Here is a 21,265-nt window from a genome sequence, read left to right on the forward strand (position 1 = left end):
CCCCACCCCCCGTCTGCACCGCCCCCCCCCGCCCCCCCCCCCCCCCCCCCCGCCGGGGGTGGCCCCCCCTCGGGAAGGCCCCCCCCCCGCGTTCCCCCCCCCCGGTCCTGGTGTCCCCTTTTCACCAGCCCCTTCGGAACCCAACCAAACCCCCCCCCCCCCCCCCCCCCCCCCCCCGCCCCCCGGGCGGGCGGCTCTCCCCCCCCCCCCGCCTCGACACCCGCCGCCTCGGCGCCCGAGCCGATCGGCGTGGCCGTCGATGCCGGCAAGGGGCCGGTCGGCCCGGGCTTTTCGATCGCCGACATGGGCCGTTCGACGGGCGCCGTGCCGCCCGCCGCGACCGAAGCCGTTGCGCCCGCCTCGTCGCCGGCGGTGAATATGGCAGCCGCCACGCCAGCATCCGTTTCGGCGGCGCCGCTCGCCTCGCTCGCCGACATCGTCGGATCGATTGAAATCCCGGCCGAAGAACTGGCGCAGAGTGACAATGCCGTCGGCGCCGACACGCTCGCCAGGTTGATGGCAGACAAGCGCAAGGCCGAGGCGGCCGAGGCGGCGAAGCGCGAAAAAGACAGTGCCGCCGCGAAATTGAAGGCAGAAGCCGACGCGAAAGCCAAGGAAGAAGCGGCCGAGAAGAAGGCCAATCCGGCGCGCATCTGGGTGCAGGTCGCGACCGGCGCGAATGCCAGGGCGCTCGCGACCGATTTCGGCAAATTCGCCAAGAAGAGCCCCGCCGTGTTCAAGGGCAAGTCGGGTGCAACGACCGAATGGGGCAAGACCCGCCGCCTGCTCGTCGGGCCGTTCAAGGACCGCAAGGCGGCGCAGGATTGGCTGGGCGACTATAAGAAGGCGGGCGGCGACGGCTTCCTGTTCAACAGCGAGGCGGGTCAGTCCGTCGATCCGGTCAAGTGAGCGTTGCCGACTGCGCCAGCGATCCCGCATCTAGCCGCGGGCGCCGTCATGCCGAGCTTGGCCGCGTCGTGCGCGGGCCGCGCGACGATTTCCAGCGCGACCGCGACCGCATCATTCACTCGATCGCCTTTCGCCGCCTGCGTCACAAGACGCAGGTGTTCGTCGCCCCCGACGGCGACCATTATCGCGTCCGGCTGACCCACAGCATCGAGGTGGCGCAGATCGGCCGCGGCATCGCGCGCGCTCTCGGGCTCAACGAGGATTTGACCGAAGCCTTGTGTCTCGCGCACGACATCGGCCATCCGCCCTTCGGTCATGCGGGCGAGGATGCGCTGAAGGCCGCGATGGCGGCGCATGGCGGCTTCGATCACAATGGTCATACGCTGCGGACGCTCGCGCGGCTCGAATGTCCTTATCCGCGCTTCGACGGCCTCAATCTGACGTGGGAAACATTGGAAGGGCTCGCGAAGCATAATGGCCCGGTGACGAACCCGGGCTGGGCGCTCGCCGAAATCGATGGCGATTTCGGGCTCGACCTCGGCAGCCACGCCAGCCTCGAGGCGCAGATCGCGGCGGTCGCCGACGACATCGCCTATGACAATCACGACATCGACGATGGCCTCCGCGCCGGACTGCTCGATCTCGACCAGTTGATGGAACAGCCGTTCGTCGCCGCCAATTACCGCGCGGTCGAGGAGCGCTTCCCCGGCGCGCCGCGCGACCGCTTGCTTCGTGAGCTCGTCCGCGACCAGATCGGCGTGATGGTCAACGACGTGATCGCGGCGACCGAGGCGAATGTCGCCGAAGCCGGGGTGGGGAGCGTCGAGGAGGTTCGCGCCGCGGGCCGCGCGCTCGGCGGCTTTTCGACCGGCCTTGCGGCGCAGGAGCGCGATCTCAAGCGCTTCATGTACGCCAATCTCTATCATCACCCCGAACAGGTCGCCGCCGCCGAGGCGGCGAACAAGGTCGTCGGCGATCTCTTTGCCGCTTATGCCGCCGACCCGCGCCTGATGGGCGAGGATTGGTCGGGGCGCCTGCCGCATGAAGAATGCGCGACAAACCGGCATATCGGTGATTATATCGCGGGCATGACCGACCGTTTCGCCATCGACCGCTATGCCGAAATCTTCGGCCGCGACGCGGTGCCACACGCGCTCGCGCATGCCTGACGCGCTGATCGTCGGCGCGACGGGGTTGATCGGGCGCGCGGTGATCGAGTGTTTCGGTTCCAATCCCGTCACCGTCCTTGCGCGCCGCGAAGTCGAAGGGCTGGCGGCGCAGCACAAGCCACTGGTCGCACCGCCCGAGCGCTGGGCCGACATGATCGCCGCCGAAAAGCCCGCCGTCCTCATCTGCTGCCTCGGGACGACGATCCGGCAAGCGGGGTCGCAGGCCGCGTTTCGCGCGGTCGATCATGATCTCGTGCTCGCCGCCGCACGCGGTGCCAAGGCGGGCGGCACCTCGCACATGATTTCGGTGAGTTCGGTCGGCGCTGCGGCAAAGAGGGGGCAATTTCTATCTGCGCACCAAGGGCGAGACCGAGGATGATCTGCGCGCTCTCGGTTTCGACCGGCTCGACCTGATCCGCCCCGGCCTGCTGCGCGGCGACCGGCCGGGACCGCAGCGGCTGGGCGAAGGGATCGCGACGATCGCGGCGCCGTTGACCGACGCATTGCTTCACGGCAGCTTCCGCCGCTACCGCTCGATTTCGGGCGCTACCGTTGCCGCGGCGATCGTCGCGCTCGCTGGCCAGCGTGGTTCGGGCGTGCATATCCACGAAAACGACGCGATCCGCGCGCTCGCCGATTGACTCCGTAAAAGGGCAGCGCCAAGGCTCGCAGCGTCTGTCGGGCCTCGTAAGAGATTCGACCGGCCGCGCGGGAGAGCGTGAGGGCAGGGCAACCGGCGCCTCACCACCGAAGGAGCAACCGCCCCGGAAACTCTCAGGTAAATGGACCGCGCAGGCTGGAACGGACACTCTGGAAAGCGTTCCGGCCGTATCGCCGGAACCACCGAAGGGGTAACCCCATGATATGGGGGAAAACTCTCAGGTTCCCGTGACAGAGGGGGCATGGCGCAAGGCGCGGCGATGGGCCGCGCATACGCTATGCAACCGCGGGAGACTGGCATGACCGACACGGAATTTACGGGCGACGAGGCGGGAGTTGAGACCGCGACGCTGCCGCTCGACGCCTGGCACCGCGCGAAGGGCGGCCGGATGGTCGAATTCGCCGGCTATTGGATGCCGATCCAATATGAAGGCATCATGGCCGAGCATCTGTGGGTCCGCGAAAACGCCGGCCTGTTCGACGTCAGCCATATGGGCCAGCTGGCCTTGTCGGGCGACAATGTCGCCGAAGCGCTCGAAACGCTCGTTCCCGGCGACATCGCGGGGCTGAAGCCCGGCCGGATGCGCTATTCGCTCTTGCTGGACGAAGACGGCGGCATCCTCGACGATCTGATGATCACCAACGAGGGCGACCAGTTCGGCATCGTCGTCAACGGCGCGGTGAAGTGGGAAGATATCGGCCACCTGCGCGAAAATCTTCCCGACGATATCACGCTCAACCACAACGAAGATTATGGCCTCCTCGCGCTGCAGGGACCGAAAGCGGTCGACGCGCTCGCACGGCTAGTGCCCGAGGCCGCGAGCCTCGTCTTCATGCAGGCGACCCGCGCGACCTGGGCCGGCCACGCGATCGCGCTCAGCCGCTCGGGCTACACCGGCGAGGACGGCTTCGAAATCTCGCTGCCGAACGAGGCGCTGACCGCCTTCGCCGATGCGCTCTGTGCGATGGACGAAGTGAAGCCGATCGGGCTCGGTGCGCGCGACTCGCTGCGGCTCGAAGCGGGCCTGCCGCTCTACGGCCACGACCTCACCCCCGCGATCGACCCCGCCGAAGCCGATCTCGGCTTCGCGGTCAGCAAGCGTCGCCGCGAGGAAGAGAATTTCCCCGGCGCGGCACGCATCCTCGGCCATCTCGCCGACGGCAGCCCGCGCAAGCGGGTCGGGCTTCTTGTCGACGGCAAGCTGCCAGTGCGCGAGGGCGCCAAGCTGTTCGACGGTGAGGACGAGATTGGCGTCGTGACCTCGGGCGGTTTCGCCCCCAGCGTCGGGGCGCCGATCGCGATGGGCTATGTTCCGCGCGATCATGCTGTGCCCGGCACCGCGGTCGCGGCCGAAGTGCGCGGGAAGCGCGTGCATTGCACCGTCGCGGCCATGCCCTTTGTCCCGCATCAATATGTTCGTAAAACAGGAGGTTGAGTGATGCCGCGTTATTTTACCGAAGAGCATGAGTGGATCGACGTCGACGGCGATGTCGCGACGGTCGGCATCACCGACTTCGCGCAGGGCCAGCTTGGCGACATCGTGTTCGTCGAAGTCCCCGACACCGGCGCCGAACTCACCAAGGGCGGCGACGCGGCGGTGGTCGAATCGGTGAAGGCGGCAAGCGACGTCTATGCGCCGGTCGACGGCACCGTGACCGAAGGCAATGGTCAGCTCGAGGAAGATCCCGCGCTCGTCAATTCGGATGCCGAAGGCGAAGGCTGGTTTTTCCGCATGACGCTGGGCGACAAGAGCCAGCTCGAAGGACTGATGGACGCGAAGGCGTACAAAGTCTTCTGCGACGCGCTTTGAAGGATTCCCCTCCCGCTTGCGGGAGGGGGAGATAATGTGATCGCGACCGATCCTGCCCTTGCCAATTGCCGCCTGATGGTGGCGACGCCCATCTATGAGGGGGCGCAGGGAACCTATGTCCGCGCGGCGCTTGATTTCGCGTTGCGGGCGCAGGCGATCGGCATGTCCGTCCGCTTCGAATTCATCCTCTACCAGCCGTCGATCACGCGCGCGCGGGATATCCTCACCGCGATGTTCCTCGCGAGCGATTGCACACATCTGTTGTTTGTCGATGCCGATATCGATTTTTCATCGGACGATGTGTTTTCGCTGATCCGCGTGATGGCGGCGCACCCCGAATGCGGCGTTTTGGGCGGGGCCTATCCGCGCCGGACGATCAACTGGCGTAATGTCGCGCGCGCGGTCGAGATGGGGCTCGCGAAGGATGACCCCGCCGACCTTGCCCGTTTTTCGGGCGATTTCGCGCTGCATTTCCTGGACGCCGACCAAAGCTTCAAGATGACCGACCTTGTCGAGCTGTCGCGTCTCGGCACCGCGATGATGCTGATCCGCCGCGAGGTGCTCGACGGCATGCGTGCGGCCTTGCCCGACCTTGTCTTTCGTCCCGATCCCGCCGAACGGCAGGCGCATGGTGTCGGCGAACTCGAACCCGCCTTTTTCTGCCCGCTGATCGAGCCCGAAAGCCAGGCTCTGTTGTCGGACGACTATGCTTTTTGCCGCCGCGTTCGCGATACGGGCTTTCGTATCTGGCTCGCGCCCTGGATTCGGACGACCCACGCGGGCCCGGCGATCTTTTCGGGTGCGCTCGCCGATACGGTACAACTTTTTTCTGCAAATTCTGCCTCTTCCCCGGAGTAGTTCATGCGTTATCTGCCTTTGACCAATGACGACCGCGCGGCGATGCTCGCGACGATCGGCGCCGCAACGATCGACGACCTGTTCGTCGACGTCCCCGCCGAGGCACGCCTCGATGGCCCGATCGCCGGCCTGCCGAACCACGCCAGCGAACTTGCGGTCGAGCGCCACATGGGCGCACTCGCACGCCGCAGCCGCGCCGCGGGCGAGGGGCCTTTCTTCCTCGGCGCCGGTGCCTATCGCCACCATGTGCCCGCGAGCGTCGATCACCTGATCCAGCGCGGCGAGTTCCTGACCGCCTACACGCCGTACCAGCCCGAAATCGCGCAGGGCACGCTGCAGATGCTGTTCGAATTCCAGTCGCAGGTCGCCCGCCTGCTCGGCACCGACGTCGCCAACGCGTCGATGTACGACGGCTCGACCGCCTGCTGGGAAGCGATCGTCATGGCGCGGCGCATCACCAAGCGGGCGAAGGCTTTGCTTTCGACCGGCCTCCACCCGCATTACCGCAGCGTCGCGCGCACCATGGCCAAATATACCGGCGATGTGCTGGTCGACGGTGACCCCAGCCTCGAAGCCGGCACCGACTGGGCTGCGCTCGCGGACAGCATCGACAAGGACACGAGCTGCGTCGTTGTCCAATATCCCGACATTCTCGGCCGCATCGACGATATGACGAAGCTCGCCGAAGCGTGCCAAGCCGCGGGCGCGCTGCTGATCGCGGTCGTGACCGAACCCGTCGCGCTCGGTTTGATCAAGTCGCCCGGCGAAATGGGCGCCGATATCGTCGTGGGCGAGGGGCAGTCGCTCGGCGTCGGACTCCAGTTCGGCGGGCCGTACGTCGGCCTCTTCGCGTGCAAGACCAAATATGTGCGCCAGATGCCCGGACGCCTCTGCGGCGAAACCGTCGATGCGAACGGCAAGCGCGGCTTCGTGCTGACGCTGTCGACGCGCGAACAGCATATTCGCCGCGAGAAAGCGACGAGCAATATCTGCACCAATTCAGGTCTTTGTGCGCTGGCCTTCAGCATTCACATGACCTTGCTCGGCGAAGCGGGTCTCCGCCAGCTCGCCGCGATCAACCATGGCCGCGCGAAGGCCGCCGCCGCCGAGCTGGCGAAGGTGCCCGGCGTGTCGGTGCTGAACACCAGCTTCTTCAACGAGTTCACGCTGCTGCTGCCGACCGCGGCGCGGCCGGTGATCCACAAGCTCGCCGAGAAGGACATATTGGGCGGCGTTTCGCTCGGCCGTCTCTATCCCGACAACGCCGGCCTCGAAAATGGCCTCGTCGTCGCCGTGACCGAAACCGTGACCGAGGCGGATATTTCCGCCTTCGCCGCGGCCCTGAAGGAGGTGCTGGCATGACCGCGCTCAACCGCGCCGGCTGGCGCCCCGAAATGAACGTCGCCGGCGGCGCCGACGATAGCACGACCTTCACCGGCAACCGCGCGCTGATGCTCGAGGAAGCGCTGATCTTCGAGATTGGCGGCAGCGAGACGACCGGGGTCGACTTCGACGAGGCCGCGCCCGCCGCCGACCTCGGCGCGCTCGCGCGCGCCGCGCCGATCGGCCTGCCGGGGCTCAGCGAGTCCGAAACGGTGCGCCATTATACGCGCCTGTCGCGGCAGAATTACGCGATCGACCTCGGCCTGTTCCCGCTCGGCAGCTGCACGATGAAGCACAACCCGCGCCTCAACGAAAAGGTCGCGCGGATGCCCGGCTTCGCCGACGTCCACCCGCTCCAGCCGCAGGAAACCGTGCAGGGCGCCTATGCGGTGATCCACGAGCTCGCCGAATGGCTGATCACGCTCACCGGCATGCACAGCGTCGCGATGTCGCCCAAGGCGGGCGCGCATGGCGAACTGTGCGGCATCCTGTGCATCAAGGCGGCGCTCGAAGCGCGCGGCGAGGACCGCCGCGTGATCCTGGTGCCCGAAAGCGCGCACGGCACCAACCCCGCGACCGCGGCCTTCGCGGGCTTTACCGTCGAGGATATCCCGGCAACCGAGGCGGGCCGCGTCAACCTCGAAGCCTTGAAGGCGCGCCTCGGCCCCGACGTCGCGGGCGTGATGATCACCAACCCCAACACCTGCGGCCTGTTCGAGCGCGAGATGAAGGCGATCTCGGATGCGGTCCATGCGGCGGGCGGCTATGTCTATTGCGATGGCGCGAACTTCAACGCCATCGTCGGCCGTGTGCGCCCCGGCGACCTTGGCGTCGATGCGATGCACATCAACCTGCACAAGACCTTCTCGACCCCGCACGGCGGCGGCGGTCCGGGTTCGGGTCCGGTCGTGCTGTCGGCAGCGCTCGCGCCCTTCGCGCCGCTGCCTTTCGTCACGAAGCAGGGCGATGATTTCCGCCTGATCGAGGAGGAGAATGCGGGCGAGGATCATCCGCAGACCTTCGGCCGCATGACCGCTTTCCACGGCCAGATGGGCATGTTCACGCGCGCGCTGACCTATATCCTGAGCCACGGCGCCGACGGGCTGAAGCAGGTCGCCGAGGATGCGGTGCTCAACGCGAACTATGTGCTGCGCAGCCTCGACGGCGTGCTCGACGCGCCGTTCGCCGCGTCGGGCCCGTGCATGCACGAGGCGCTGTTCAGCGACAAGGGCCTCGCCGAAGGCTTCTCGACGCTCGACATCGCCAAGGGGCTGATCGACGAGGGTTATCATCCGATGACGGTGTATTTCCCGCTCGTCGTCCACGGCGCGATGCTCGTCGAGCCGACCGAGACCGAGAGCAAGGCGGCGCTCGACCAGTTCATCGGCGCGCTGCGCAGCATTGCGATGCGCGCGAAGAATGGCGACCCCGCGCTCAAGTCGGCGCCGCATTTCGCGCCGCGCGCGCGGCTCGACGAGACGCTCGCGGCGCGGAGGCCCGTGCTCGCCTGGGAGGGTTGATGGCGGACCCGGCGCCCGGTCCCGAACGTCCAGTGCGGTCTGCCGCCGGGTGTGTCGCGACCGGCGCGCTGTTCGCGATCGTCGCGATCCTCGGCTGGCTGATCGCGATCACGGCCTACGGCCTCGTCGTCGAGCAATGGGAGATGATCGAGGTCCGGCGCGAGTTCAGCTACGACTGGGCCTTCGTCTATGCGCCGCTCTTCGCGTTCGGGCTGGGCGCTGCGGCGGCGTTCGCGGCATCGCGGCGCGCTTCGGCGGCGCGAATGGCCTTGCTGATTACCGTCACCGGCGCCATTGCCTTGCTCGCAGGCGTCGTGCTTTTCGGGCTCGGCGGACTGATCTGACAGGGCGGGGAGCGCGCGATGAGCTGGGACAATATCTTTCTGTTGGCCAATTACTGGGCCATCGCGGGCTGGATCGCACTCGCCTTCCTGTCGCGCGGCCCGAAAACTCTCGCGGCGATCCTCTACGCCGGCGTTTTCCTCCTTTGCCTCGCCTATACGGTGCTGATCGTCGGTTTCCTGACCGGTGGCATCGATCCCGGCGGCGCGAGCGGCGCGGATTTCACGACGCTGAAGGGCGTGATGAAGCTGTTCGACAGCCCCGGCGGCGCGACGATGGGATGGATTCATTACCTCGCCTTCGACCTGTTCACCGGTATGTGGATCGCGCGCGATGCCGACCAGAAAGGGTTCAGCCGCCTCATCCAGTTTCCTTTCCTGTTCCTGACCCTGATGGTCGGTCCGGTCGGGCTGTTCGCATGGCTCATCGCCCGCGAACGGCGCGCGCGGGCGCAGGCGAAAAAGTGACGCCGCAGCCCTGGATGCCGGGCGATGGCGCGCCGGCGGAGAAGCGGCATGCCCCCGCTACGCTGCGCAATCGTGACGCCATCGTCGCGGTGCTCGCCGACTGGTTGCCCGTGGCGGGAACGGTGCTCGAGGTCGCGAGCGGGTCGGGCGAGCACGCCGTCCACTTCGCCGCCGCCTTTCCACAGCTTGACTGGCAGCCGAGCGACCCCGATCCCGCCGGCCTGACCTCGATCGCGGCATATCGCGCCGAAGCCGGTCTTGTGAACATCGCGCCGCCGCTTGCGCTCGATGCGTCGGCGCCCGAATGGCCCCTCGACCGCGCCGGCGCGATTCTCTGCATCAATATGGTCCATATCAGCCCGTGGGAGGCGACGCTGGGTCTGTTCGCAGGTGCGGCGCGGCTGCTCGCCCCCGCTGCACCGCTGATCCTCTATGGCCCCTATGTCGAACCCGACGTTCCTACTGCGGAAAGCAATCTCGCCTTCGATGCCAGCCTGCGGAGCCGCAATCCCGCATGGGGCCTGCGCGATACCGATGCGGTCAAAGCCGCCGCCGCCGATGCCGGTCTCGCCTTCGCCGAGCGCCGCGCGATGCCCGCGAACAATCTGATGCTGCTGTTCCGCCGCACCTGACGGACCTGACAGGATTGGCGATCGGCGCTTTACCTCGCGGGTACAGTCGCTAGCCTTTCCTCGATTGCGCGCAAAAGACGCGATTCGAGGAGAGAGAGCCGATGGGCCGCGACGTTTCGGAGCTGTTTACGTTCGACGAATTCCTGACCCATTGGGCCAGCGAGCGCCCCGACCGGGTGGCGCTGCGCGAAGAGGATCGCGTCTATAGCTACGCCGAACTCGACGATCGCACCGCGCGCGCAGCATCGGCTTTGATCGCGGCGGGGCTGAAGAAGGGCGACCGCATCGCGTGGATCGGCAAGAACAGCGATCTTTATTTCACGCTCTTTTATGGCGCGGCGCGCGCGGGAATCGTGATGGCGCCGATCGGCTGGCGCCTGTCGCCAACCGAATGGGCGTTCATCGTCAATGACACGCAGGCGAAGATCGTCTTCGCGGGGCCGGGGTTCGATACGCTCGCCGAGCAGCTCGCTGGCAAGTTGCAGAACGACCCCGCGATTGTTGGTGCCGCCGATGCATGGGCGATGATCGACCGGGCCGAGCGTGTGTCGTTCGATCCGTCGGGTGCCAATGACGCGGTGCTCCAGCTCTACACCTCGGGCACCACCGGCAATCCCAAGGGCGCGGTGCTGTCGAACCAAAACCTCTTCGCGCTGCGCAAACATTCGAGCACCCTCGACCTCCCCTACACCAAATGGGAGGATGACGAGGCGGTGCTGGTCGCGATGCCGTGCGCGCATATCGGCGGCACGGGGCTCGGCATTATGGCGCTCGCATCGGGGCTCCCCGGCGTCATCCTCGCCGAATTCAACCCCGACGGTGTGTTCGACGCGGTCGAGCAGCATGGCGTGACGCGCTTCTTCATCGTCCCCGCGGCGCTGCAGATGCTGCTCATGCACCCGCGCTGCGCCAGCGTCGATTACAGCCGCCTAAAATATATCCTCTATGGCGCCGCACCGATCCCGCTCGATCTGCTCCGCCAGTGCATCAAGATGTTCGGCGCCCAGTTCATCCAGGCCTACGGCATGACCGAGACGACCGGCACGATCTCGATGCTGCCGCCCGAGGACCATGACCCCGAAGGCAATGCGCGCATGCGTTCGGCGGGCAAGGCGCTCCCCGGGGTCGAAATCGTCATCCTCGGACCCGACGGCCAACCGGTCCCGATGGGCGAGGTGGGCGAGGTCGTGACGCGCTCGTCGAACAATATGCTGGGGTATTGGAACCTGCCCGACGCGACGGCGAAGACGATGACCGACGACGGCTGGATCCGCACCGGCGACGCGGGCTACCTCGATGCGGACGGCTATCTCTTCATCCACGACCGGATGAAGGACATGATCATCACGGGCGGCGAGAATGTCTATCCGGCCGAGGTCGAAAGCGCGATCTTCGGCCACCCCGCGGTGCAGGAGGTCGCGGTGATCGGTATTCCCGACGAGAAATGGGGCGAGACGGTGAAAGCCGTCGTCGTCGCCAAGCCCGGTACGACGGCTGACGAAGCCGACATCATCGCCTGGGCGCGCGAACGCATCGCGCCGTTCAAATGCCCGCGCAGCATCGACGTGATCGACGCGTTACCGCGCAACGCCAGCGGCAAGATTTTGCGCAAGGACCTGCGTGCCCCCTATTGGGAGGGGTATGAGCGGATGGTGAATTGACCGCCGCGTCGCTGCGGCTGGAAGGGCGCTGCCTTTGCGGCGACGCGGGCTGGACGCTGACCGGCGATCCCGGTTCGGTCACCGCCTGCAATTGCAGCATGTGCGTGCGCTACGGCGCGCTCTGGGCCTATGATTATGAGGGGGAGCGGATCGCCCTCGATGGCTCGACGCGGACCTACGCACGGCGCGGCAAGGCGGACCCGGCGCTCGAAATCCATTTCTGCCCGACCTGCGGTTGCCTGCTGAGTTGGCGCGGCTTGCGGATCGAGGCGGACGGCCGGCGCCGGATGGCGGTCAATATTCGCCTTGCTCCCGCCGAGGCGGTTGCCGACTTGCCGATCGATCATTTCGACGGCGCCGACAGTTTTGAAGACCTGCCGCCCGACGGGCGCTGTGTCCGCGATATGTGGTTTTAGGCAGGGCTTGCCATCCGGTGAGAATGTGAAAGCCAAGCTTCTCGCCGCGGCATAAAATTACCCGACATTCGGCCTTTCACGCGACCTACACCCCGAAAGGCCGATGCGTTTTCTCCGTTGGCGTTGCCATACACGGGGGGCACGAAGGGCTTCACCTGATGGTGGAGCCCTTTTCCGTCAGGCCGCGGCTTTCTGCCGCGCGCGGGCGCGTTGGAATCCGTCGCGCGCCATGCAGCGGTCCAGCCACGCCTTCGTCGCATCGCCCAGTACGTCGTCGGCGCCCAATGTCGTCGCGAGGAAGGCGGCATAGCCGATCACGATATCGGCGATGGTGAAGCGCCCCGCGACCAGCCACTCGCGCCCGTCGCCCAGCGCCGCCTCGATGCTCTTTGCGCGGCCGCCGAAGAAGGCTTTGTAATCCTCGACCGCCTGGCTCAGTCGACGCTCCTCGGGTTCGACGCGCGTATAGCGGATCATGATCGCGAGCGGGAAGGTCAGCGTCGCGTCGCTGCGGTGCAGCCAGTTGCGCCATGCCCAATAATCATCCTCGTCGCGGCGCACTTCGAGCGGAGTGCCTTCCGCGATGCGCTCGCAGATCGCCGCCGATTCGGTCATCAGCCGCCCGTCCTCGACCCAGCCGGGAATCGTCATCAGCGGATTGACCGCGCGATAATCGGGCTCGAACGCGCGCGGCGGGAATTTGAGCAGCTTGAGGTCGACGTCGATCCCGGCTTCCTCGACCGCCCACAGGCAGCGCAGCGAGCGGGCATCGGGGCAATGATAGAGAATGGGCAGCGTCATGCGGCAACCTCCTTCGGGCGGTCGATATGGCGGCGATGCTCGCGCCAGGCGATGAACAGGCCCGACGCGATGATCAAGGGCGCGCCGACCCATGTCGTGTCGGCGGGCAAGGTTCCGAAGAACCACCAGCCCGCGGCGATTGCCCAGAGCAGGCTCGAATAATCCATCGGGATCACGACCGACACCGGCGCGAGGCGCAGCGCGCCGGTCAGCGACATCTGGACGACCGCGCCGAGAAAGCCGAGCCCGATCAGGAGCAGCCATTCGTGGCCGTCGTGCGGCGTGATGACGAAGGGCAGGGCGATGCCGAGCGGGATCATCGACAACAGGCTGAACCAGAAGACGATCGTCCCGGCATTTTCGGTGCGGCCCAGGTCACGCACGGCAATCGTAATCAACGCGGTCATAATCGCGCCCGTCAGCGCAACGATCGTGCCGAGGCCGTGCGTGCCGCCGAATCCGCCCGCAAAGCTCGAAATCGGATCGAGCACGACGAGGACGCCGATAAAACCGACGATCACCGCGCTCCATCGCTGCCAACCCGTCGCCTCGCCGAGGATCAGCGCGGCGAAGATCACGGCAAAGATCGGCACCGACAGGCTGATCGTCGTCGCCTCGGCCATCGGCAGCAGGATCATCGCGCCGAAATTGCACGCCATGCCGGTCAGCCCCATCAGCATCCGCCGCGCGTGCGCGCCGATCCGCTGCGTCTTGAGCGACGACAGACCGCTGGTCGCCTGGACCCACAGCAGCAGGAAGGGCAGGACGAGCGCCTGCCGCCAGAACAGGCTCTCGACGATATGGATGCCCGCGGCGTCGATATATTTGACCAGCACGAACATCAGCGACAGGCTGACCATCGCGAGCAACCGCAGTCCGATGCCGCCCAGATAATTCTGCGGGGGCCCGTCGGGCGGGGCAGGGGACGGCGCTACGCTCATGCGAAATTGCGCATATCAGCCCGGCCCGCCCGTGCAACCCGTGATCCCTCTTGCCCCGCCTCTCCAATCCGGCTAGTGGCGCACTCCGGCCTAGGGGTATAGCTCAGTTGGTAGAGCATCGGTCTCCAAAACCGAGGGTCGTAGGTTCGAGTCCTACTGCCCCTGCCAGGCCGCCAAAAAGAGGCCACGTCCTCGCCCGCGCCACGCGCGGGCTTACAAGTCCGGGACGGCCCGGCAGCCTTTGAAGGAGGCTGTCATGGCCTGGATATATTTGACGATTGCCGGAATTTTCGAAATCGTGTGGGCGTTTGCGATGAAGCAATCGGATGGCTTCACGCGGCCCGTGCCAACTGCGATCACGCTCGTCGCAATGATCGTGAGCTTCGCCCTGCTGGCGCTATCGATGAAATCGCTGCCGCTCGGCACCGCCTATACGATCTGGACCGGGATTGGCGCGGTCGGTGCCTTTCTGGTCGGCATCTTCGTGCTCGGCGAACAAGCGAATGCGATGCGGATTGCCGCCGCGCTGCTGATCGTCAGCGGGCTGGTGATGATGAAGCTGTCCTCGCCCGCCTGACCGGCGCGTTCTGACAAGCGAGGCCACGTCCTCCCCGGCGGATCCGGCCCAAGGGGCAGTGCGCCGGCATCAGGTCCGGGACGGCCCGGCGACTTCCAAGGGAGGCCGCCGTGCTGTCCAAATCCGTGTCCAGCGTGAATGCGGGATCTTCATCCGCGCTGTTGATCGAATATCTTCCAATCCTGATTTTTATGGGCGTCGCGCTGGCGCTGTCGCTTCTGTTCGTCTTCCTTCCGATCGCGGTGTCGCGCTTCACCGGCGCCCACGCGCCGGACAGCGAAAAGCTTTCGGAATATGAATGCGGCTTTCCGGCCTTCGAGGCACCGCGCAAGCCGTTCGACGTCCGTTTCTATCTTGTCGCGATCCTGTTCATCATTTTCGACCTCGAGGCCGCCTTCCTCTTTCCCTGGGCCGTCGTTGTCGACGACCTCGGCTGGGAAGCGTGGGGCGCGATGATGGTCTTCTTGGGCATTTTGACGATCGGGTTCATCTACGAATGGAAAAAGGGGGCGCTCGACTGGGACTAGCCTGGACGGCCAGGCGCCCGCCCTAAGTCATAGCAGGATGTGACAGATGTCGGGTCGCGGGCGGACGATGCCGCGCGTGATCCGACCGAGTGCGCCCTCGTCGACGCGTCCCGCATCGGCGAGTTCGACCCGGAAGCGCCCATGGAGCGCGTGGATGGTGCGGACATTGGCATCGCCGCCGAGCGCGCCGACGATTTCCGCCGGAAGGCCCGAGGCGTCGGTGCCCCCTGCCACCACCGGGGTGAGCGTCGCCGCCGCTGCTGCACCGCTCCACGCCAGCGCGCCGCGGATTTCCTCGGCGACCAGATCGGCGATCGGCCCGAGCACGACTTGCGCCGCCTTCTCTGACGGGCGGATGATACCGCGCGCGCCGAGTGCGGTGAGCGCATCGTCGTCGATCGCCTGCTGGTCGGCGACGATCAGGCGCAGGCGCGTGGTGCAGGCATCGACGCTGACCAGATTGGCCGCGCCACCGAGCGCCGCGACAAAGGCTCCGCCGCGCGCGCCGCCCGCCGATTGGGTCGCGGTTTCGGCGACGACGCCCTTTTCGCGTCCCGGTGTCGCGAGGTCGAAGCGGCGGATGAAGAAACGGAACAGCCCGTAATAGAGCGCGGCATAGGCAGCGCCCACCGGCAGCAGCATCCACGGCCGCGTCGCAAGGCTGAAGTTCAGCACATAGTCGAACAGCCCGGCCGAAAAGCCGAAACCAAGTTTGACGTCGAGCGCGTTCATCAGCGCCATCGAGGCGCCCGTCAGCAGCGCGTGGATCGCGTAGAGCAACGGCGCGACGAACATGAAGGTGAACTCGATCGGTTCGGTGACGCCGGTGAGGAAGCTGGTGAAGGCGAGGCTGAAGAGCATGCCGCCGACCGCCTTGCGCCGCTCGGGCCGCGCCTCGTGATACATGGCGAGGCACGCGGCGGGCAGACCGAACATCATCACCGGGAAAAAGCCCGACATGAATGCGCCCGCATTGGGGTCGCCAGCGAAGAAGCGCCGAAGATCGCCCGTCGCGCCCGCGAAATCGCCGACGAGGAACCAGGCAGCGTTGTTGATGATGTGGTGGAGCCCGGTGACGATCAGCAGCCGGTTGAGCGCGCCATAGACGAAGAGACCGGCGCTGCCGCTTTCGACCACGGTGCGGCTCGCGGTATCGATCGCGCCGCTAATATGCGCATAGCCATAGCCGATGATGGCGGCGAGCAGCAGCCCGGCGACTCCGCTGGCGATCGGCACGAAGCGCCGCCCGCCGAAGAAGGCGAGATATTCGGGGAGCGCGATGGTGGCGAAGCGGTTGTAGAAATTGCCACCGATGAGGCCGGAGAATATGCCTATCGGCACCTCGAGCTTGTCGATTTGCGTGAGCGCCCAATTCTTCGCGGCGAGCGCCGCCGCCGCCTCGGGCAAACCCGCACCAATATCGGGTGGTGCCGTCAGGAAGGTCTGCGCGCCGGTCGTGGTGACGAGGTAGCAGACCACGCCCGCAAGCGCCGCGGCGCCATTGCCGTCGCGCGCGAAGCCGACCGCGACGCCGATTGCGAAGAGGATGCCCAGATTTTCGAAGATCGCGGCGCCCGCCGCCGAGATGAAGGCGATATCGAGCAGGTCGGGCTGGCCGATACGCAGCAGCAGGCCGGCGATCGGCAGTACCGCGATCGGCAGCATCAACGCGCGGCCGAGCGGCTGGAGCGTTTCGAGCATCTTTCTCATCGCCGTGTCTCCTCGAATGCGCGGGCGAGCGCGCGAACCTCGGCCGCCGACTTGCATTGCAGCGCGAGTTCGGCGTGCGCGCGCGCTTCGATCAGGGTGAGGCCGCGGACGATCTGCTTCGCCTCGGCGACGAAGCCGGGGACGGCCGACAGTTCGGTGGCGCCGAGCCCGACCAGGATCGGCAGCGCCGCGGGATCCGAGGCAAGCCCGCCGCACACCCCGACCCAGCGCCCGCGCGCGGTCGCAAGGCGGCAGGTTTCGCCGATCATGCGCAGCACCGCGGGGTGCATCGCGTCGACCCCGGCGGCGACCGCCGGATTGCCGCGATCCATCGCGAGGACATATTGGGTGAGGTCGTTGGTGCCGATCGACAGGAAATCGGCCTCGACCGCGAGCAGATCGGCGGTCATCGCCGCGGCGGGCGTCTCAACCATCACCCCGACCTCGACCGGTGTTGTTATCCCCATTTCGCCGCGGAGCCGCTCGACGATCGCGCGGACGTGGCGCAGCTCGTCGAGGCTCGCGACCATCGGAATCATGATCTTGCACTGGCCGGCCGGCTCGACGCGCAGGATCGCGCGGAGCTGCGTTTCGAGCAGGTCGGGCTGCGCGAGCGCGACGCGGATACCGCGCTGGCCGAGCGCCGGATTTTCCTCGTGGGCGATGGGGATATAAGCGGCGGGCTTATCGCCGCCGATGTCGAGCAGGCGGATGATGACGGGCATGCCCGCCAGCGCATCGGCGATGCCCTGATACGCCGCGTGCTGCTCATCCTCGGACGGCGCGGTGTCGCGATCGAGGAAGAGGAACTCGCTGCGGACGAGTCCCGATCCCTCGGCGCCCTGTTCGGCGGCGAGCACGGCGTCTTCGACCGTGCCGATATTGGCAAAGATTTCGATGCGCGTGCCGTCGGCGGTTTGGCAGGCATTTTTCGCCGCAGCCTTTGCTGCCTCGCGCCGGGCATCGCGCTGGGCGAGGCGTGCGGCGAAGGCATCGACCTCCCCGGGCGTGGGCGACGCGGTGACAAGGCCGGCTTCGGCATCGAGGAGCAGCGGAGTTCCGTCGGCGATTTCGTTCAACGCGTCGCCCATCGCGACCAGCGCGGGCAGGCACATCCCCGCGCACAGGATCGCGACGTGCGACGTCGGTCCGCCGTGGAGCAGCGCGATTCCCGCCGGTCGGCCGGCAGCGAGCGCGACGAATTGTGACGGCAGCAAATCGTCGGCGATGATGATCGCGCCGGGCGGAAGCGCGTCACCGCCGAGCGGCGTACCGGTGAGCGCAGAGAGCAATTGGCGTTCGATGTCGATCAGGTCGTCGATGCGTTCGATCAGATGCGCGTTGCCCGTTGCGCGGATCGCGTCGATCTGGTCGTGGATCGCGCCGCGCCATGCAAAGCCGGCGCTGCGTCCCTCGGCGATGCGCCGTTCGGCACCCGCAAGCAGTTCGGGATCGTCGATCAGAGCGAGATGCGCCTGCATCACCGCCGCGACATTGCCGTCGGCGCTGTCGGCGCGCGCGGCGATTTGCGCGCGGGCGGCCGTCCGTGCCGCAAGCAGTGCGGTGCGCTCTTCGGCGGCGCTCGCGCCGTCGCGCGCAACCGCGATCTCGGTTTGGCGGAGCCGCACCGCCGGCCCCATCGCAAGGCCGCGCGAGGCGATGATGCCGCCGATCTGGCCGACGCGCAACGGTTCGGCGGCGGCTGTGGCGGCTGCGGTTACCGCTGCGGCGGGCTTGCCTTCGCCCATGTCGGTCGCGAGCAAGGCGACGATTGCCGCAAGCGCCGCCTCTGCATCGTCGCCGCGCGCCTGCACCACAACCTCGTCGCCAAAGCCCGTGCCGAGCGCGAGCAGCGCGACCGTGCTGCGCGCATCGCCGCGCTTGTCGCCGTTCAGCAGATGCACGTCGGCCTCGAACCGCCGTGCCGTCTCGCCGATCCGCGCGGCGGGACGCGCGTGGATGCCGTGCGGCAGCGACAGCGTCACCGCCTGCTCGACCACCGTGCCGTCATCCGACCGGCGGCGCGCCTCGGCCTGCACGGGCACCAATGTCATCAGCGCTTCGCATGCGCCGATCGCGCAATCGACGGTGCGGCGGCTGATTGCAAAAGCCTCGGCATTGGTGACGATCACCGGGGTGATCAGGCTCGTCGCGGCGAGCGCGACCGCATCGAGATCGAAGCGGATCAGCGGGTCGCCGCGCGACACCTTGTCGCCCATCGCGATGAGCGGAGTGAAGCCTTCGCCTTTCAGCATCACGGTGTCGAGCCCGATATGGATCAGCACCTCGGCGCCCTCGGCGCTGCGCAGCGAAATCGCGTGGCCCGCGTCGTGGAGCGTCACCACCTCGCCGTCGAACGGCGCGACGACGGTATCGCCGAGCGGCTGGATCGCGACGCCATCGCCCATCATGCGCTGGGCAAAGACGGGGTCGGGAACGCTGTCCAGCGTCGTCGCCCATCCTCTGAGCGGAGAGGTGATGATCAAGCTCATCGATTTAATCCCCAAAACTTCCGCCGCTTGTTGTTCCGCGGCTTGTTTATCATTGTGCGGCGTGGACAAGGTCCGATGCGGTTTCCGGAACGATCCGCCCGCCGATCCATGTGGCGCGCGGCGCGAGGTCGGCGCTCAACCACACCCAGTCGGCGTGCTGCCCGGGTGCGATCGCGCCGATGCGGTCCTGCAAAGACAGGAAAGCGGCAGGTGTCGCGCTCGCCATGGCCGACACATCGGGGACGGAAAGCCCAGTCACCTCCACCGTCTTGCGCAGCGCCGACGCCATGTCGAGGTGCGTGCCCGCGAGCGTGCCGTCCTCGAAGATGCAGACCCCGTCCTTGACCGCGATGCGCTTGCCCTGCAGCGTGAATTCGCTGACCTCGGTGCCGACGCTCGGCATCGCATCGGTGACGAGCATGATCCGGTCCTTGCCCTTCGCATGGATCGCCAGCCGCACGACCGCGGGGTGCAGGTGGACGTCGTCGACGATCAGCCCGCACCAGCTATCGGAATCGAACGCCGCGCCGACCGCGCCCGGATTGCGGTGATGCAGCGGCGACATCGCGTTGAACAAATGGGTGAAGCCGGTGAGCCCCGCGCCGATCGCGCGCTGCGCCTCGTCATAGGTCGCATCGCTATGCCCCGCGCTGACGATCACCCCGTGGCGGACGAGCGTGCGGATGTCGTCCTCGTCGCAGAGTTCAGGCGCCAGCGTCAGCATCACGCGCCCGCGGTGCGGCGCGGTGAGCGTCGCGAGGATCGCATCGTCGAGGCGGCGGATACGATGCGCCTCGTGGATGCCGCGCTTCACCTCGTTGATGAACGGGCCTTCGATATGGATGCCGACGACGCCCGGCACGCCCTGTTCGATCGCGGCATCGACCGCGGCGAGCGCGGCGCTAATCTGCGCCGGCGTGTCGCTGATCAGCGTCGGCAGGAAGGCGGTGGTGCCATAGCGCGCATGCGCCGCGCCGATCGCCGCGATCGCCTCGACATCGACCTGGTCGTTGAACAGCACCCCGCCGCCGCCATTGACCTGCGTGTCGACGAAGCCGGGGAGGAGCCAGCCGCCGTCCAGGTCGATCTCGCGGTCTGCGGGGGTGTCGGCGGCGGGCGTGACGGAAGCAACAGCGCCGCCGGCGACGGCGATGTCCACCGCGCCGACGGCGCCGGACGGCAGTGCGACCCGGCCGTTATGGAAACGAAAGATCATAAAGTCTCGGTAACCTTGTTGAGATGCGGAGGCGAGTCGGGGTTGTGCCCCCGGGCCAGCGCCAGCGCGCTCGCCATGCGGTAAAAGCTCTGGATCAACAGGATCGGCTCGATCGCCGGATGCGCCGCGATGGCGGGCAGGTCGCCGCCCGCCGGATCGGCGAGCAAGACGGTGGCGCCGCGCCCGCGGAACTCGTCGGCAACGTCGCGAACACCGGCGGCGGCGCGGTCGGTGCCGCCCAGCGCGAGGACATGAAAAGCATCGCCAACGATCGCCATCGGGCCGTGACGCACCTCGGCGGCGCTGAAACTTTCGGCGTGGAGTCCCGAGGTTTCCTTGAACTTAAGCGCCGCCTCCTGCGCCACGCCAAGGCCATAGCCGCGGCCGAGAACGAACAGGTTCGTGGCACGCTGAAAGGCGCCGACCGCAGGCGACCAGTCGAGCGCGAAAGCCTCTGCAAGCTGGTCGGGCAGGGCGGTCAGCGCGTTTTCAAGCGCCGCGTCCTCGGCCCACGCCGCGACAAGCGCTGCGATCGCGGCGAGCGAGGCGATATAGGATTTTGTCGCGGCCACCGACCGCTCGACCCCGGCGGACAGCGGGATCACGACGTCGGCGAGGGCTGCGAGCGGCGAGCCTTCGGCGTTGACCAGCACGACGACAAAGGCCCCGGCATCGCGCTGCTGTTCGACCGCGGCGAGCAGGTCGGGGCTTTTCCCCGACTGCGAAATCGCGAGACAGAGGCGATTGCCCGCGACCGCGGGGACGTCATAGAGCGAGGCGATCGACAGCGCGGCCGATGCGGTCGGCGTCCCCGTCATCGTCTCGATCAGATATTTGGCATAGGTCGCCGCATGATCCGACGATCCGCGCGCGCAGGTGACGACCGCTGCCGGAGGCGAGGCGCGCAGGCGCCGGGCGATCGCGGCGAAAGCGTCGCGATTCGCCTCCAGCATCCTTGCGACGGCGCCTGCCGCTTCGCCTGCTTCCTGCTCCATCAGCGTCTGTCGTCCGTCCGATGCGGCGTTCGGCGTCATAGAATCTTGTCTCCCGGTCGGTGCTGTGCAGCCCTCGATATATTGGTACTATATAGGTTATATATGTCCTATCAAGATATATGTTTGCTGCGGCCGGATTTTGACTGTCGATCCCTTGTGGCGCGCCATTTTCAGCGCG

At 67.0% G+C, this 21,265-nt stretch carries 22 protein-coding genes, 1 tRNA gene and 2 riboswitches; of the genes, 17 read left to right on the top strand and 6 right to left on the bottom strand.

What is annotated here, in order from left to right; all coding sequences use genetic code 11:
- The first annotated feature begins 249 nt into the window (after positions 1–249).
- The 14 genes from FG91_RS19740 (at position 250) to FG91_RS19800 (ending at position 11,828) form a co-directional block, all read left to right on the top strand.
- Positions 250–909, top strand: coding sequence for an SPOR domain-containing protein (locus FG91_RS19740; protein ID WP_052187961.1), 660 nt, complete (start codon positions 250–252; stop codon positions 907–909).
- Positions 906–2,078, top strand: a complete 1,173-nt coding sequence (locus FG91_RS19745; RefSeq protein WP_037518600.1) for a deoxyguanosinetriphosphate triphosphohydrolase — start codon at positions 906–908, stop codon at positions 2,076–2,078. Before FG91_RS19740 ends, FG91_RS19745 begins: the two co-directional genes overlap by 4 nt.
- A complete protein-coding gene (locus tag FG91_RS22445) occupies positions 2,071–2,457 on the top strand; it encodes an NAD-dependent epimerase/dehydratase family protein (protein ID WP_235212111.1) in 387 nt (128 codons plus the stop codon). The genes FG91_RS19745 and FG91_RS22445 overlap by 8 nt, the downstream gene beginning before the upstream one ends.
- 112 nt (positions 2,458–2,569) lie before the next feature.
- Entirely contained in the window at positions 2,570–2,719 is a 150-nt protein-coding gene (locus tag FG91_RS22450; protein WP_235212112.1) for a hypothetical protein, read from the top strand.
- A gap of 58 nt (positions 2,720–2,777) precedes the next feature.
- Positions 2,778–2,878, top strand: a riboswitch (glycine riboswitch).
- Positions 2,879–2,983: riboswitch (glycine riboswitch) on the top strand.
- 54 nt (positions 2,984–3,037) lie between these two features.
- A complete protein-coding gene (gene gcvT, locus FG91_RS19755; RefSeq protein WP_081940698.1) occupies positions 3,038–4,174 on the top strand; it encodes a glycine cleavage system aminomethyltransferase GcvT in 1,137 nt (378 codons plus the stop codon).
- Positions 4,175–4,177: 3 nt separating this feature from the next.
- Positions 4,178–4,549, top strand: coding sequence for a glycine cleavage system protein GcvH (gcvH, locus tag FG91_RS19760; RefSeq protein ID WP_037518603.1), 372 nt, complete (start codon positions 4,178–4,180; stop codon positions 4,547–4,549).
- A 36-nt stretch (positions 4,550–4,585) separates the two neighbouring features.
- Complete coding sequence (locus FG91_RS19765) at positions 4,586–5,407, top strand: glycosyltransferase family 2 protein (protein ID WP_037518605.1); 822 nt, start codon at positions 4,586–4,588, stop codon at positions 5,405–5,407.
- 3 nt (positions 5,408–5,410) lie between these two features.
- On the top strand, positions 5,411–6,769 hold the full coding sequence (gene gcvPA, locus FG91_RS19770) for an aminomethyl-transferring glycine dehydrogenase subunit GcvPA (RefSeq protein ID WP_037518607.1): 1,359 nt from the start codon (positions 5,411–5,413) through the stop codon (positions 6,767–6,769).
- A gap of 32 nt (positions 6,770–6,801) precedes the next feature.
- Complete coding sequence (gene gcvPB / locus FG91_RS19775) at positions 6,802–8,310, top strand: aminomethyl-transferring glycine dehydrogenase subunit GcvPB (RefSeq protein WP_081940709.1); 1,509 nt, start codon at positions 6,802–6,804, stop codon at positions 8,308–8,310.
- A complete protein-coding gene (locus FG91_RS19780; RefSeq protein WP_037518612.1) occupies positions 8,310–8,654 on the top strand; it encodes a hypothetical protein in 345 nt (114 codons plus the stop codon). Before gcvPB ends, FG91_RS19780 begins: the two co-directional genes overlap by 1 nt.
- Positions 8,655–8,672: 18 nt before the next feature.
- Positions 8,673–9,119 carry an ABA4-like family protein gene (locus FG91_RS19785; protein WP_037518615.1) on the top strand — a complete coding sequence of 149 codons (447 nt, stop codon included), beginning with the start codon at positions 8,673–8,675 and terminating at the stop codon, positions 9,117–9,119.
- A gap of 14 nt (positions 9,120–9,133) precedes the next feature.
- A complete protein-coding gene (locus tag FG91_RS19790; RefSeq protein ID WP_081940710.1) occupies positions 9,134–9,751 on the top strand; it encodes a DUF938 domain-containing protein in 618 nt (205 codons plus the stop codon).
- 101 nt (positions 9,752–9,852) lie between these two features.
- Positions 9,853–11,412 carry a fatty acid--CoA ligase gene (locus tag FG91_RS19795; RefSeq protein ID WP_052187962.1) on the top strand — a complete coding sequence of 520 codons (1,560 nt, stop codon included), beginning with the start codon at positions 9,853–9,855 and terminating at the stop codon, positions 11,410–11,412.
- Entirely contained in the window at positions 11,409–11,828 is a 420-nt protein-coding gene (locus FG91_RS19800) for a GFA family protein (protein WP_200878495.1), read from the top strand. Before FG91_RS19795 ends, FG91_RS19800 begins: the two co-directional genes overlap by 4 nt.
- A gap of 177 nt (positions 11,829–12,005) precedes the next feature.
- Here the strand turns inward: FG91_RS19800 and FG91_RS19805 are convergent, their stop codons facing one another.
- Together FG91_RS19805 and FG91_RS19810 are read right to left on the bottom strand one after the other, a co-directional pair.
- Positions 12,006–12,629, bottom strand: a complete 624-nt coding sequence (locus FG91_RS19805; RefSeq protein WP_037518620.1) for a glutathione S-transferase family protein — start codon at positions 12,627–12,629, stop codon at positions 12,006–12,008.
- Positions 12,626–13,570, bottom strand: coding sequence for a DMT family transporter (locus tag FG91_RS19810; RefSeq protein WP_037518622.1), 945 nt, complete (start codon positions 13,568–13,570; stop codon positions 12,626–12,628). Before FG91_RS19810 ends, FG91_RS19805 begins: the two co-directional genes overlap by 4 nt.
- Positions 13,571–13,662: 92 nt before the next feature.
- On the opposite strand from FG91_RS19810, the gene FG91_RS19815 reads away from it, so the two are divergent.
- From FG91_RS19815 to FG91_RS19825, 3 genes are all read left to right on the top strand, one after another.
- Positions 13,663–13,738: transfer RNA gene (locus tag FG91_RS19815), tRNA-Trp, on the top strand.
- 88 nt (positions 13,739–13,826) lie between these two features.
- Positions 13,827–14,147, top strand: a complete 321-nt coding sequence (gene sugE / locus FG91_RS19820; protein WP_037518626.1) for a quaternary ammonium compound efflux SMR transporter SugE — start codon at positions 13,827–13,829, stop codon at positions 14,145–14,147.
- A gap of 191 nt (positions 14,148–14,338) precedes the next feature.
- Positions 14,339–14,674 (top strand): NADH-quinone oxidoreductase subunit A, encoded by a 336-nt coding sequence (locus FG91_RS19825; RefSeq protein WP_052188001.1) that lies wholly within the window; start codon positions 14,339–14,341, stop codon positions 14,672–14,674.
- A gap of 27 nt (positions 14,675–14,701) precedes the next feature.
- On the opposite strand, the gene nagE is transcribed toward FG91_RS19825, so the two are convergent.
- From nagE to FG91_RS19845, 4 genes are read right to left on the bottom strand one after another with little or no spacing between them, the layout of a single operon-like run.
- Positions 14,702–16,384, bottom strand: coding sequence for an N-acetylglucosamine-specific PTS transporter subunit IIBC (gene nagE, locus FG91_RS19830; protein ID WP_037518628.1), 1,683 nt, complete (start codon positions 16,382–16,384; stop codon positions 14,702–14,704).
- The gene (ptsP, locus tag FG91_RS19835; protein WP_037518630.1) at positions 16,381–18,876 is read right to left on the bottom strand and encodes a phosphoenolpyruvate--protein phosphotransferase; all 2,496 of its coding nucleotides are present in this window, start codon (positions 18,874–18,876) and stop codon (positions 16,381–16,383) included. Before ptsP ends, nagE begins: the two co-directional genes overlap by 4 nt.
- Before the next feature lie 49 nt (positions 18,877–18,925).
- A complete protein-coding gene (gene nagA, locus FG91_RS19840; RefSeq protein ID WP_037518632.1) occupies positions 18,926–20,092 on the bottom strand; it encodes an N-acetylglucosamine-6-phosphate deacetylase in 1,167 nt (388 codons plus the stop codon).
- A complete protein-coding gene (locus FG91_RS19845) occupies positions 20,089–21,126 on the bottom strand; it encodes an SIS domain-containing protein (protein ID WP_037518634.1) in 1,038 nt (345 codons plus the stop codon). Before FG91_RS19845 ends, nagA begins: the two co-directional genes overlap by 4 nt.
- Positions 21,127–21,265: the final 139 nt, after the last annotated feature.

This window comes from Sphingopyxis sp. LC81, from assembly GCF_000756375.1.
GTDB lineage: Bacteria > Pseudomonadota > Alphaproteobacteria > Sphingomonadales > Sphingomonadaceae > Sphingopyxis.